General features: G+C 67.1%; 8 protein-coding genes. 3 read left to right on the top strand and 5 right to left on the bottom strand.

Annotated elements, in window-relative coordinates:
* Positions 1-85: 85 nt before the first annotated feature.
* Positions 86-3,259, top strand: a complete 3,174-nt coding sequence (locus tag IHE47_RS16845) for an efflux RND transporter permease subunit (RefSeq protein ID WP_192107998.1) — start codon at positions 86-88, stop codon at positions 3,257-3,259.
* Between the two features lie 227 nt (positions 3,260-3,486).
* Here the strand turns inward: IHE47_RS16845 and IHE47_RS16840 are convergent, their stop codons facing one another.
* On the bottom strand, positions 3,487-4,899 hold the full coding sequence (locus IHE47_RS16840) for a serine hydrolase domain-containing protein (protein WP_192107996.1): 1,413 nt from the start codon (positions 4,897-4,899) through the stop codon (positions 3,487-3,489).
* Positions 4,900-5,089: 190 nt separating this feature from the next.
* Between IHE47_RS16840 and galA the strand changes: the two genes are divergently transcribed.
* Positions 5,090-7,630, top strand: coding sequence for a beta-galactosidase GalA (gene galA / locus IHE47_RS16835; RefSeq protein WP_192107994.1), 2,541 nt, complete (start codon positions 5,090-5,092; stop codon positions 7,628-7,630).
* A 111-nt stretch (positions 7,631-7,741) separates the two neighbouring features.
* On the opposite strand, the gene IHE47_RS16830 is transcribed toward galA, so the two are convergent.
* The 4 genes from IHE47_RS16830 to IHE47_RS16815 form a co-directional block, all read right to left on the bottom strand.
* A complete protein-coding gene (locus IHE47_RS16830; protein ID WP_192107992.1) occupies positions 7,742-9,271 on the bottom strand; it encodes a DHA2 family efflux MFS transporter permease subunit in 1,530 nt (509 codons plus the stop codon).
* A gap of 150 nt (positions 9,272-9,421) precedes the next feature.
* Complete coding sequence (locus IHE47_RS16825; protein ID WP_192107990.1) at positions 9,422-10,600, bottom strand: HlyD family efflux transporter periplasmic adaptor subunit; 1,179 nt, start codon at positions 10,598-10,600, stop codon at positions 9,422-9,424.
* A gap of 9 nt (positions 10,601-10,609) precedes the next feature.
* Positions 10,610-12,082, bottom strand: coding sequence for an efflux transporter outer membrane subunit (locus IHE47_RS16820; protein ID WP_192107989.1), 1,473 nt, complete (start codon positions 12,080-12,082; stop codon positions 10,610-10,612).
* A 23-nt stretch (positions 12,083-12,105) separates the two neighbouring features.
* Complete coding sequence (locus IHE47_RS16815) at positions 12,106-12,564, bottom strand: MarR family transcriptional regulator (RefSeq protein WP_192107987.1); 459 nt, start codon at positions 12,562-12,564, stop codon at positions 12,106-12,108.
* A gap of 187 nt (positions 12,565-12,751) precedes the next feature.
* Here IHE47_RS16815 and IHE47_RS16810 point away from each other — a divergent pair, with 187 nt between their 5' ends.
* Complete coding sequence (locus IHE47_RS16810) at positions 12,752-13,291, top strand: DsrE family protein (protein WP_192107984.1); 540 nt, start codon at positions 12,752-12,754, stop codon at positions 13,289-13,291.
* The last annotated feature ends 156 nt before the right edge of the window (positions 13,292-13,447 follow it).

Raw genomic sequence — 13,447 nt, 5'->3', positions numbered from 1 at the left:
GGGCCGGGCTTAAATAAACGGCATGACCGGGAACGGGCGCGGCGGCGTGGTGTCTCCCGTTATGCTGGCGCGCCACGGAGGACACGTGAACATTTTCGCCCCCATGATCCGACGCCCCGTCGGCACCTCGCTGCTGGCGATCGGCCTGGCCATCGCCGGCTTCTGGGCCTACCTGCTGCTGGGCGTGGCGGCGCTGCCGTCGATCGAGTTCCCCTTCGTCGGGGTGGTGGCGACCGATCCCGGCGCCAGCGCGCAGACCATCGCGAACACGGTGACCGCGCCGCTGGAACGGCACCTGGGCCGCATCCCCGGCATCAAGCAGATGTCGTCCGACTCCAGCGAGGGCGGCGCGCAGATCCAGATCCAGTTCGACATGAGCCGCAACTCGGACGAAGCCGCGCGCGACGTGCAGCAGGCGATCAATGCCGCCATGCCCGACCTGCCCACCGGCATTTCGCCGCCGCAGTACTTCAAGGCCGACACCTCGCAGATCCCCATCCTGCTGATCGCGGTGACTTCCGCCAGCATGTCGGCGGACAAGCTCTACGACCTCAGCGACACGCTGCTGCAACCGGCGGTGGCGCAGGTGCCCGGCGTGGCCCAGGTGCAGGTGGGCGGTTCGCCGCATGCGGTGCGCGTGGCGCTGCATTCCAATGCGATGGCGCACGTCGGCATCACCGCGAACGACATATCCAACGCCCTGACGGCGGCCAACGTCACCGCGCCGCAGGGCGCGCTCAGCAACGGCACCACGCAGTTCACGGTAAACGCGAACGACTCGCTGCACACTGTGGACGACTTCGCCAGGTTGATCATCGCCAGCCACAACGGCGTGCCGGTGCGGCTGGCCGACGTGGCCGCCATCACCGGCGGCCAGCAGGACCAGTACGCCGCGAACTGGTTCAACAAGCAGCCCGCCGTGCTGCTGCAGATCAGCAAGCGGCCGGAGGCGAACTCGGTGGCCACGGTGGAGGCCATCCTCGCCCGCCTGCCCGAACTGCACGCGCTGATGCCGGCGGACGTGCAGATCCGCCCGATCTTCGACCTCACCAACACCACCAAGACCGCCTTGCACGAGGTGGAGGTGGCGCTGGTGCTGAGCGTGGTGATGGTGGCGCTGGTGATGCTGGTGTTCCTGCGCCGCGCGCGGCCCACGGTGATCGCCATGTTCAGCGTGCCGCTGTCGCTGGCCGGCGCGTTCGTGCTGATGTGGACGATGGGCTTCACGCTCAACACGCTGTCGCTGGTGGCGCTGGTGCTGTGCGTGGGCTTCGTGGTGGACGATGCCATCGTGGTGATCGAGAACATCGTGCGCCACATGGAGCAGGGCATGGCGCCGCTGGAGGCCGCGTTCACCGGCGTGCGCGAGATCGGCTTCACGGTGATCTCGATCACGCTGTCGTTGATCGCGGTGTTCGGGCCGATGGTGTTCGGCAACAACATGTTCATCATGTTGATGCGCGAGTTCTCGGTGACCCTGATCGCCACCATCGTGATCTCCGCGCTGGTATCGCTCACGCTCACCCCCGCGCTGTGCGGGCGCTGGCTGGCGCACGAACAGGACGCACCGGCGCGCAAGCCGGGCCGCATGGAGCGATGGGCCGAACGCTTCGACCTGTCGTTCCTGCGCCTGTACGAACGCGGGCTGGACTGGGCGATGAAACACCGCCGGCTGATGCGCTGGCAGCCGCCCATCCTGCTGGTGCTCACCATCGCGCTGGCGGTGCTGGTGGGCATGACCGCCGGCGGCGGCTTCATGCCCAAGGAGGACATCGGCCTGCTGCAGGCCCAGGTCTCCGCTGACGCCAATATCTCGCCCACGCAGCTGGCGAAGCGCACGCAGGACATCATCGACACGGTGCTCGCCGAGCCTGCCGTGCTCGATGCCACCACCATCCTCGGCGGCAACAACAACCCGGGCTCCGTCGGCAACACTTCCACCCTGTTCATCGACCTCAAGCCGCATGGCGACGGCAAGGATGACCGCCACGAAACCGCGCAGCAGGTGGCGGACAGGCTGGCCGCGAAGTTCAAGGGCCTGACCGACATGGACGTGTCGGTGACGCCAGTGCAGTTCATGGGCGGCGGTGGCGGCGGAAAAAGCAGCGGCCCGCAGTACACGTTCCAGCTCAGCAGCAACAACGGCCTGCCATTGCAGCAGCCCACGCAGGCCGTGGCGCGTGCGATGCGCGGCATGAAGCAGTTCCGCGACGTCACCACCAGCTACGACAGCATCGGCAAGCAGCAGATGCTGGAGGTGGACCGCAACGCGGCATCGCGCCTGCAGGTCAGCATGGGCGAGGTGGACGACGCGCTGAACAAGTCCTTCGGCCAGACGCCGGTGTCGACGATCTATTCCGACATCAGCCAGTACTCCGTGGTGCTCACCTCGGACAAGGCCGACTCGCTCAGTCCCGACGCGCTGCTCAACACCTACGTGCGCAACGCGCAGAACAAGATGATCCCGCTGTCCGCCATCGCGCACATCAAGCCGATGACCGCGCCGCTCAGCATCAGCCATTTCAACCAGATCGAATCCTCCGCGGTCAGCTACAACCTCGCCAAGGGCGTGACCCAGATCGATGGCATGAAGCTGGTGGACCAGGCGATCTACGCCGCCAACCTGCCGGACGGCGTGCAGAAGAAGTACACCGGCGACAACCAGAACCTGCTGGAGGCGCTCACCGACGTGCTGTTCCTGCTGGTCGCGGTGATCGCCGCGATGTACGTGGTGCTGGGCATCCTGTACGAAAGCCTGATCCATCCGCTGACCATCCTCTCCACCCTGCCCGCCGCCGGCATGGGTGCCTTCCTCGCCATGCTGCTCACGCATACCCAGCTCACCGTGATGTCGGTGATCGCGGTGCTGATGCTGATCGGCATCGTGAAGAAGAACGCGATCCTGATGGTGGACTTCGCCCTCGTCGCCGAACGCGAACACGGCAAGACGCCGCCCGAGGCGATCCGCGAGGCCGCGCTGGTGCGCTTCCGCCCGATCACCATGACCACCCTGGTGGCGATGGGCGCGGCGCTGCCGCTGGCCATCGGCTTCGGCATCGGCTCGGAGATGCGCCAGCCGCTGGGCATCGCCATCCTCGGCGGCCTGTTCGTGTCGCAGCTGCTGACCCTGCTCAGCACGCCGGCGATGTACCTGTGGCAGCACGACCGGCGCGAGCGCAAGGCCAGGCGCAGGGTGCTGCGCGAGGAGATCCGCCGCCAGAAAGTGGTGGCGCAGCAGATGCCGGCGCTGCCGAAGTGAGCTCTGTCCGTGGCTTGAATGCGCCGAAGCGCCGCCATTGATCCCCTCTCCCATTCGTGGGAGAGGATGCCCGCAGGGCGGGAGAGGGTGCTCGGGCGAAGCGGAATACCGAGTGGCGCGGCAAGAGCCTCCCCTCTCCCCCGGCCCCTCTCCCGCAAGCGGGAGAGGGGAGAAGGCAAAAGCCTGTTGCGCAGCTTCCGGAAGCTGTGCGCCTGGTTTGCTTCACCTCACTCCGTCGGCGCCACGATGTACTGCTCCAGCTTGCCGTCCGGCAGCGTGTAGGTGGAGATGGAAAGCTTGGTTTTCGGGAACGCGACGGTGTACGCGCGCATCTGCATGCCGCCGCGCAGGCGCGTGGCGCGCAGTGTGAACGCGGTCGGCTTGCCCAGCGGCGCCAGGCTGCTGGCGTAGTCGCCGAGCGCGGTCTTGTCGAAGTAGCTGTTGCCATTGGGGCTGAACAGGCTGCGGTCGATCTTGCCGTGCTGCAGGCCGTCGAAGATGGTTTCGGCCTTGGCGAGTGCCTTCGTCGCGTCGGCGTCATGCACCTCGAACATGGCCTTGGCGATGCCGGTGGCGATGGTGCCGAAGGCGCCGACCGCGTCCTGGTTGGTCAGCACCACCACGGCGGTGCGGTCGTCGGGGAAGACGTAGTTGCCGGCGGTGAAGCCCATCACCTCGCCGTCGTGCGAAATCATGCGGTGGCTGTCCATGCGGCCGACGAACACGCCGAGGCCGTAGCCGGAGCCGAGCCCGTTGTTCAACACGACTTCGGTCTGCATCGCCTGCCACGACGCCGGCGACAGCACCTTCTGGTCGATCATCGCGATGTCCCACCTGGCGAGGTCGCTCGCGGTCATGGCGAGTTCGCCTGCGGCGAACATCCAGTGCACGCCTTCCTTCGGCGAAGGACGCAGCGGTCCCAGCGCGTTGCGCGAGTAGCCGCGCGCGTCGGCCGCCGGCAGCGCGTGCAGGTCGGTGTCGTACGCATCGGTGACGCCGAGCGCCGGGAACACGTGCTGCTGCAGGAATTCGAACGGATCCTGACCGCTGACTTTCTGCACGATGGCGCCGGCGACCACGTAGCCGGTGTTGCTGTATTGCCACTGCGCGCCGGGCGCGAAATCCAGCGGCTTCTTCGCCCAGCCGGCCATGATCTGCGCTGGGGTGGTCGGCTGGCGCATTGCCGGCATCAGGTAATCCTGCGGCCAGTAATCCTGGTAGCCGGCCGTGTGCGAAAGGATCTGCCGTATCGTGATGTGGTCGGCATCGGTGAGCTCGGGGAAGAACTTCGCGACCTTGTCGTCGAGGCTGAGCTTGCCTTCCTGCTGCAGCAGCAGGATCGCCGCGGCGGTGAATTCCTTGCTGATCGAACCGACGCTGTAGCGCATCGCCGAGGTGGCGGGCGTCTTCGGGTCAAGCCGCGCGTCCCCATAAGCCTTGGCGTAGACGATCCTGCCATCGCGCACCACCGCGACCGAGGCGCTGGGCACGCCCGACTTGGCCAACGCGTCGTTGGCGACCTTGTCGATCTTCGCGGACAGGTCGGCAGGCAACGCGTCCTGCGCGAATGCCGATGCGCTTGCCGATGCCAGCAACGCGGTCAGGCAGAGCAGGCGGACAAAACCCGGGATGGTACGCATGGTTGGCCTCGGTGCGGGAAACAGGCGCACACCATAGCACCGCGCCATCTTCGATCCGCGTGCCGGTCGCCGCCAAACCACCTGCATCCCGGCCAAAGCCGGAAATACTACAAATTCGCCAAATGGCCTTGGAAATTGTCGCTGCAGCGAGTAGCTTTCGTGGATCGCAGGCTGCCCGGATCCGAATCCCATGGTCGACACCACGCGCCGCACCTTCCTCCTTTCCGGCGTCGGGTTGGCGGGTTCGTGCCTTGTTCCTCGTGCCTTGTGGGCTGCCGGCATCGGCAGCGGAACCGACGGCAAGCCGATGCTGCCCACGCTGGGTGGCGAGTCGCCGGTAGCACCGCGCGAGCAATGGCTGCTCGACTTCGACTGGCGCTTCGCGTTCGGCAATGGCTGCGACCCGAGCAAGGATTTCGGCTACGGCTCCGGCCAGGACGATTTCTCCAAGACCGGCGACTTCAAGATCGCCACCTCCGATTTCGACGACAAGGGCTGGCGTGCATTGGACCTGCCGCACGACTGGGCGGTGGAACTGTCGCCCGTGCACGACGACCGCGACGACGACAACAGCCTGACTTCGCACGGCTACAAGCCGCTCGGCCGCCGCTATCCGGCGACCAGCGTGGGCTGGTACCGGCGCACGTTCGAGATACCCGCCAGCGATCGCGGCCGCCGCATCTGGATCGAGTTCGACGGCGCGATGCGCGACGTCGTGCTGTTCGTCAACGGCTGCTTCATCGGCCAGCATGACGACGGCTACACGCCGTTCCGCTTCGACCTCACCGATTTCCTCAACTACGGCGGCAAGAACGTCGTCGCCCTGCGCGTCGATGCCAGCTTCGGCGACGGCTGGTTCTACGAAGGCGCCGGCATCTATCGCCATGTCTGGCTGACCAAGATGGACCCGGTGCATCTCGGTCGCTGGGAGAGCGTGGTGCGCCCGGCCATCGAGGGCAACGCGGCCAAACTCGACCTGGCCACCCTCGTCGAGAACGAAGGCGAACACGCCGTGCAGGCGTCGCTGGAATGGCGCATCACCGACGCCTCCGGCCACGTGGTCGCGCAGGCGACGACACCTGCGCAGGCGATTGCGCCCGGTGCGTCAGCGGATTGCCGGGCGACGGCACGCATCGACGCGCCTTCGCTCTGGTCGCCCGACGAGCCGCATCTCTACACCGCGTTGGTCAAGGTCGTCGTCGATGGCACCACGCGCGATGCCGAGCAGTTTCCGTTCGGCGTCCGCACGGCGGCGTTCGATCCCGACCGTGGCTTCTTCCTCAACGGCAAGCCGCTGAAGATCCAGGGCACCTGCAACCACCAGGACCACGCGGGCGTGGGCGCGGCCTTGCCGGACAGGTTGCAGGCGTTCCGCGTGGGCGTGCTGCAGGGCATGGGCTGCAACGCGGTGCGCACCTCGCACAACATGCCGACGCCCGAATGGGTGGCGGCCTGCGACCGCATGGGCATGCTGATGATGTGCGAGACGCGGCACATGAGCTCCAGCCCCGGCGGCATGCAGCAGCTCGACGTGATGGTGAAGCGCTACCGCAATTCGCCCTCGATCATCCTGTGGTCGATCGGCAACGAGGAATGGAAGCTGCAGAAGGGCGCGCTGGAACAGCAGGGCGAACGCATCGGCGCGACCATGGTCGCGCGTTGCCACGAACTCGACCCCACCCGCGTGGTATCGGCGGCGGTCAACGGCGACAACGAGCAGGGCGTGTCGGATTCGCTCGACGTCATCGGCTTCAACTACAACCTGAAATACCCCGACGCGTTCCACAAGGAACACCCCCACCGCGCGGTGTACGGCTCGGAAACCTCCAGTGCCATCGCCACGCGCGGCGAATACGTGACCGACCCGAAGAAGAACACGGTCAACAGCTACGACGGCGTGGTGGAATGGGGCGAGACCCCGGAGCAATGGTGGAGCTTCTACGGCACGCGCGACTGGCTGGCCGGCGGCTTCGCCTGGACGGGCTTCGACTACCGCGGCGAACCGACGCCGTATGGCTGGCCCTCGGTGAACTCGCAGTTCGGCATCGTCGACCTGTGCGGTTTCCCCAAGGACTATTACTACTACTACAAGGCCTGGTGGAAAGACGCGCCCAGCCTGCACGTGTTCCCGCACTGGAACTGGCAAGGCAAGGAGGGCCAGGAGATCGCGGTGTGGGCCTACAGCAACCTGGACGAGGTCGAGTTGCTGCTCAACGGCAAGAGCCTGGGCATCCAGAAGGTGCCACGCCTTGGCCACGTGCAGTGGAAAGTCACCTACGCTCCCGGCGTGATCGAGGCGCGTGGCCGCAAAGACGGCCAGGTCGTGCTGGTCGAGCGCCGCGAAACCACCGGCCCGGCGCGCAAGCTGCGGCTCGCCGCCGATCGTTCGCAAATCGGTGCCGACGGGCAGGACGTGGCCATGATCACGGTCGACGTGCTCGACGAACATGATCGCCCGGTGCCGACCGCGAACAACAAGATCGCCTTCCGCATTTCCGGCGCGGGCAAGTTGATCGGCGTGGGCAATGGCGACCCCAATTGCCTTGAAAGCGACAAGGCGCCCAAGCGCTCGCTGTTCAATGGCCTGGCGCAGGTCATCGTGCAGTCCACGGACAGCGCCGGCACGATCCGCATCGAGGCGGTCGAGGATGCCGCGGGCGGCCAGCCGCTGGCATCGGCTTCACTGACCATCACGACCAAGAAGACGGCGCCCAGGCTGGTCGTCGCGTAGTTCAAACCGCAGGCCGAGTGCAGGACAGCGCACTCGGCCTGCAGCACACGGCGCGGGCTTTCTCCCTCCCCTTGCATGCACAAAGGGGAAGGCCGGAAAGCAGCGCTGCCTTCAGTGCCCGCCACTGCTCGATGCGCCGGCCTTCGGCGTGAACGGCGGCTTGGCCAGCCAGATCACCACGATCAGGCTGAGGAAGATCCAGCCCAGAGCGTGCAGGACTTCGTTGAACGCGATCTGGAAGCCCTGCTGGGTGATCATGCCGTTGAGTGCCTCGGCGCCGCGTTGCGGGTTGCCGTGGCTGAGCTGCTGCAGCGCCGCCTGCGCGGCGGGGTTGTACGGGTTGATGTGCTCGGTGAGCTGTTCGTGGTGGGTCACTGCGCGGCGCGTCCACATCAGCGTGGTGATCGAGGCGGCGAAGCTGCCGCCCAGCGTGCGCAGGAAGGTGGCCAGGCCCGAGCCCGCGGCGATCTCGTTGGTCTGCAGGTCCGACAGCAGGATGGTCAGCGTGGGCATGAAGAACAGCGCCACGCCCAGGCCCTGCAACAGCTGCACCATCGCCACGTGGTAGAAGTCCACCTGGACGTAGAAGTCCGAGCGCATGAAGCAGGTGCCGGCCATCACCACGAAGGACGCCCCAGCGAGCAGGCGCAGGTCCATGCGCGTGGCGTACTTGCCCACGAAGAAGGTGAGCAGCACCGGGATGATGCCCAGCGGCGCGGTGGCGAAGCCGGCCCAGGTGGAGGTGTAGCCCAGCGTCTGCTGCAGCCACAGCGGCACCAGCAGCGAGATCGAGAAGAACGCGGCGTAGGCCAGGATCAGCGCCAGCGTGCCGGCGGTGAAGTTGCGGTGGCGGAACAGGCGCAGGTCGACGATCGGGTCCTTGTCGGTGAGCTCCCAGATCAGGAACACCGCCAGCGCGACCGCCGAGACGATGCTGGTAATGACGATGAACTGCGAGTTGAACCAGTCCTCGTCGTTGCCCTTGTCCAGCACGATCTGCAGCGCACCCACGCCGATGATCAGGGTGACCAGGCCGACGTAGTCCACCCGCGGCCGTTCCAGCCGCTCCGGCTTGCCGCGCAACTGGTTCGCCACCACCACGCTGGCGAAGATGCCGATCGGCACGTTGATGAAGAAGATCCACGGCCACGAATAATTGTCGGTGATCCAGCCGCCAAGGATCGGGCCGGCGATCGGCGCCACCACGGTCACCATCGACAGCAACGCCAGCGCCATGCCGCGTTTTTCGTTCGGATAGGTGCCGATCAGCAGGCTTTGCGTGATCGGGTACATGGGGCCGGCCACCGCGCCCTGCAGCGCGCGGAACAGCAGCAGCATGCCCATGCTCTGCGATACGCCGCACATGAACGAGGTGATCGAGAACAGGATGGTGCACCACACGAACAGCTTCACCTCGCCGAAGCGGCGGGTGAGGAAGCCGGTCAGCGGCAGCGCGATCGCCATGCTCACCGCGAACGAGGTGATGACCCAGGTGCTCTGGTCGTTGCTCACGCCGAGGTTGCCGGCGATGGTCGGCAGCGACACGTTCGCGATGGTGGTGTCCAGCACCTGCATGAAGGTGGCCAGCGACAACCCGATCGTGGTGACGGCGAGATTCGGTGGACGGAAATGGCTGCTCATGGAACCGTGTCGGTCGGTGATCCGGTATTGCCCTCGCCCGCTTGCGGGAGAGGGTGCCCGAAGGGCGGGAGAGGGTTCGGCTTTTCGCGCGCTTGCAAGAGCGCCCTCTCCCCAACCCCTCTCCCGCGAGCGGGAGCGGGGCTTGTTTCGTTATTTGCCGCCACCTGCCATGTTGGCGTGGATGATCTCGCCGATCAGCGCGTCGGCCTTGGCCGCCTGCTGCTCGTACACGTCGGTGCTGAAGGCCGGTTGCGTCGGCGGCTGCTGCGCCAGCATCGGGCCGTTCTGGTCGTGCAGGTTCACCTCCACGTCCAGCGACATGCCGATGCGCAGCGGGTGCTTGTCCAGCTGGGCCGGATCGGCGAACACCACGCGCGCCGGGATGCGCTGCACGATCTTGATCCAGTTGCCGGTGGCGTTCTGCGCTGGCAGCAGCGAGAACGCGCTGCCGGTGCCGATGCCCAGGCTTTCCACCTTGCCGTCGTACTTCACCGCGCTGCCGTATACGTCGGAGGTGATCTCCACCGACTGGCCGATGCGCATGTGGGTGAGCTGGGTTTCCTTGAAGTTGGCGTCGATCCACACCTGGTGCAGCGGCACCACCGCCATCAGCGGCGCGCCCGGCGCGATGCGCTGGCCCAGCTGCACCGAGCGCATCGCCACATAGCCGGTCACCGGCGCGACGATGGTGGTGCGCAGGTCGTCGAGGTAGGCGGAGCGCAGTTGCGCGGCGGCGGCCTGCACGTCGGGATGCGAAGCGACCACGGTGTCGTCGACCAACACCTTGTTGGTCTGGTACTGCTGCTGGGCGGTGACCAGCGCGCTCTGCGCGGCGGTCAGCGCATCGCGCACGTGCGACAGTTCCTCGGCGGAGATCGCGCCGGTCTTCGCCAGCGCCACGCGGCGGTCGTAATCGGCCTGCGCCTTCTGCACCGCCACCTTCTGCACCGCCACACTGGCCTCGGCGCCACTGACCGCGCTGTACAGGCCGCGCACCTTGCGCACGGTGGCGGCGAGGTTGGCCTTGGCGCTGGCCAGCGCGACATCGGCGTTGGACTTGTCGAGCTTCACCAGCACGTCGCCCTGCTTCACCAGATCGCCATCGTCGGCGCCGATGGTGACCACGGTGCCGGGAATCTGCGGCGTGATCTGCACCACGTTGCCACTGACGTAGGCGTCGTCCGTGCCTTCGTACCAGCGGCCGTCGAGGAAGTACCACACGGCCCAGGCGATCGCGGCAAGCACCACGACCGCGGCGAGCGCGCGGAGCAGGAAACCGCGCTTGTTGTTCTGCGGCGCTGCGGCCGCGGTGGGATTCTGGCTGGACATGGATCTGCCTCAGTGATGCTGTTCGGATGCGGGGGAATCGGGAGTGTTCGATACCGGCGGCGTCTGCTCCGCGCCGGGGCGGTAGCCGCCGCCGAGCGCGAGGATCAGCTGCACGGACTGGTCGCTTTGCTGTGCCTTCAGGCTGGCCATGCGCTGCTCGGCGACGAGCAGTTGCTGGCGCACCGTGAGCGTCTCCAGGTAGCTGCCCACGCCGGCCTGGTAGCGCTGCTCGGCGAGCTGCTCGGCGTCCTTCGCGGCGGCCAGCGCGCGCTCCTGCGCCTCGGCCTGCTGCTGCAGCGACTGCAGCGCATCGACATCGTCGGCGACGTCGTTGATCGCGCGCACCAGGGTCTGGTTGTACTGCGCCACGGCGAGGTCGTACTGCGCGTCCTTGCCGGACAGGTTCGCGCGCAGGCGACCGCCGTCGAACACCGGCAGGCTCACCGCCGGGGCCACGTCGTAGAAGCGTGCCGGCAACTGGAACATGCTGGCTTGTCCCATCGAGATCAGGCCGACCATTGCGCCCAGGTTGAGGTTGGGCAGGAAGGTGGTTTTCGCAGCCTTGATGTCCTTGCCGGCGGCTTCCACGCGCCAGCGCGCGGCGACCAGGTCGGCGCGATGCCCCACCAGGTCCACCGGCAGGTTGGCTGGCACGGCGAGTTCGGCGGGCGACAACAGCTGCGGGCGGCCGATCTCGCGGCCGCGGTCCGGACCCTTGCCCAGCAACACCGACAGCGCCGACTGCGCGGCATCGATCGCACGACCGGCCACCGCCAGCTGCTCCTGTGCGCTCGCCACTTCGGCGTCGCCCTGCTTCAGCTGCATCTGGTTGTCGATGCCGGCGGCCACGCGTTGCGCGGTGAGCTTGCGCGCGGCATCGGCGCGTTGCAGCTCGGCCTTGGCCAGGTCCTGCTGGGTGTAGGCGTAGCCCAGCTGCACGTAGGCACGGGCCACGTTGCTGGAGAGTTCCACGCGCGCGGCGCGGGCCTCGACTTCGGCGGCGCGTGCCTGGCCCACCGCTGCTTCCCAGGCGGCGCGCTTGCCGCCCCACAGGTCGATGTCCCAGTTGAAGCTGCCATACACATAGCTGGCCGGCGTCAGGTGGCCGTTGCCCAGGCCCGGCAGGGTGGTGGGGATGCGCGCTTCGGCCACGCTGCCGCCCACGTTGAAGGTGGGCTGGCGCGCGGCATTGGCCACACCCGCCACAGCCTGCGCCTGGTGCGCGCGGGCATCGGCCACGGCCAGCGAGGGGTTGTCGGCCAGCGCTTCGGTGATCAGCGCGTCGAGCTGCGGATCGCCGAGGCCGGTCCACCAGTCGGCGGCGGGCCAGGTCGCGTTGGCCGGCACGCCCGCCAGGCTTTGCGTGGCCTGCAGCGAAGATGGGGCGATCGGCGTGCCGTCGGTGTGCAGGTCGCCGCTGCTGGCGCAACCGGCCAGCACGAGGGTCAACCCGACCGCTGCCGCAAGGAGGTGCAGACGCATGAGCTTTCGGTCTCGTTGGAAAGTCAGTTTCTGTTGCGGAGCGCGTGCAGCACCCGCTCCAGGTAGTCGTGCAGGTGCGCGCGCTCGTCTGCCGCCAGCGAAGCCTGCGCCGAGGTCAATACACGATCGTTGCAGCTGGTGAGCTGTTGCCACAGCGCGTTGCCCTCGGCGGTCAGTTCGATGCGCAGCGCGCGCCGGTCCTGTTCGTGCGGGCAGCGGCGCAGGTAGCCCTTGCGCTCGAGCTGGTCGAGCTGGCGGGTCATCGCGCCGCCATCCAGTTCCACTGCGCGGGCCAGCTCCGTGGCGCTCATCGGCCCCAGCAGGGCGAGCCGCTTCAGTATCAGGAACTGGGTGAATTTCAGATCCAGGCCCTTGGTGGCGATTTCCGCCTCCATGGCTCGCACCAGCTCGGTGCGCACGAGGCCCAGCAGCACGCCGAGGCTTTCACGGGGAGTGGAAGTAGAGGTCGAATGAGTGTTCACAGCCGCGCATTCTATTGCCTTGGGAATATTTGTCAAGGCAAATATGTTTGTGGCCAATTTTGTTGCGGCAAAATTCAACCATCAGGCAGGTTTATCGCCACCATCATCAAAACCGCCTTGGCTTATCGCCGCGGGCCGGCCTAGCATGCGGCGACGCGCATCCGCGCCGCCACGAACCGAGGTCGCCATGTCCCGCCTGCTGCTTTCCGGTCTGCTCGTACTCAGCCTGCTGCCTGCCGCCGCGATGGCGGCCGACAACCCGGCGCCCGTCATCACGGCGGCCGGAGCGTTCCATCCGGTGCCGCACGCGGCCTTCCTGCCGGACCGCAACGCCACCTACAAGGTGGTGTTCGCGATGACCCGGGCCAGCGACAAGCCCGACCAGGTCAACCCGGCACTCGAGCGCGTGGCGCGCACGGTGAACCTGTACGCCGCCTCGGGCGTGCCGCTGGCCCACCTGAAGTTCGTCGCCATCGCCTACGGCCCGGCCACCGCGCTGGTGCTGGATGACGCGCACTACCGCGCGAAGTTCGGCGTGGCCAACCCCAACCTGGCTGCGATCGCGCAGTTGCGCAAGGCGGGCATCACGCTCGCGGTGTGCGGGCAGGCGGTGGCCGAGAACCATTTCGAGGACGCCTGGGTGGCGCAGGATGTGGAGGTGGCGCTGTCCGCGCTCACCACGATCACCGGACTGCAGCAGCAGGGCTATGCGCTGATGCCCCTGTAAGGGGCATCAGCCGGGCCATGGATGGCCCGACGTCGGGCAGGCGCGGCACGCGCCTGCCCGAACGGAGCCGAGTCCGGCTTAGCCGGACTCGGCGAGCTTGAAAAGTGCAGGATGCACTTTTCAAGCATAGGCATGCGCTCTTGCTCTGCTGTTGCT

The sequence above is a fragment of the Rhodanobacter sp. DHB23 genome (assembly GCF_014842975.1).
In the GTDB taxonomy this organism is placed as follows: Bacteria; Pseudomonadota; Gammaproteobacteria; order Xanthomonadales; family Rhodanobacteraceae; genus Rhodanobacter_A.
This window is presented reverse-complemented; position numbering and strand designations above follow the sequence as displayed.

What these genes read in the sequence shown, in the direction of transcription:
- IHE47_RS16840 (WP_192107996.1), bottom strand. Translation starts at nt 4,899, where the DNA reads ATGCGTACCATCCCGGGTTTTGTCCGCCTGCTCTGCCTGACCGCGTTG.
- IHE47_RS16810 (WP_192107984.1), top strand. Translation starts at nt 12,752, where the DNA reads ATGTCCCGCCTGCTGCTTTCCGGTCTGCTCGTACTCAGCCTGCTGCCT.
- IHE47_RS16830 (WP_192107992.1), bottom strand. Translation starts at nt 9,271, where the DNA reads ATGAGCAGCCATTTCCGTCCACCGAATCTCGCCGTCACCACGATCGGG.
- galA (WP_192107994.1), top strand. Translation starts at nt 5,090, where the DNA reads ATGGTCGACACCACGCGCCGCACCTTCCTCCTTTCCGGCGTCGGGTTG.
- IHE47_RS16825 (WP_192107990.1), bottom strand. Translation starts at nt 10,600, where the DNA reads ATGTCCAGCCAGAATCCCACCGCGGCCGCAGCGCCGCAGAACAACAAG.
- IHE47_RS16820 (WP_192107989.1), bottom strand. Translation starts at nt 12,082, where the DNA reads ATGCGTCTGCACCTCCTTGCGGCAGCGGTCGGGTTGACCCTCGTGCTG.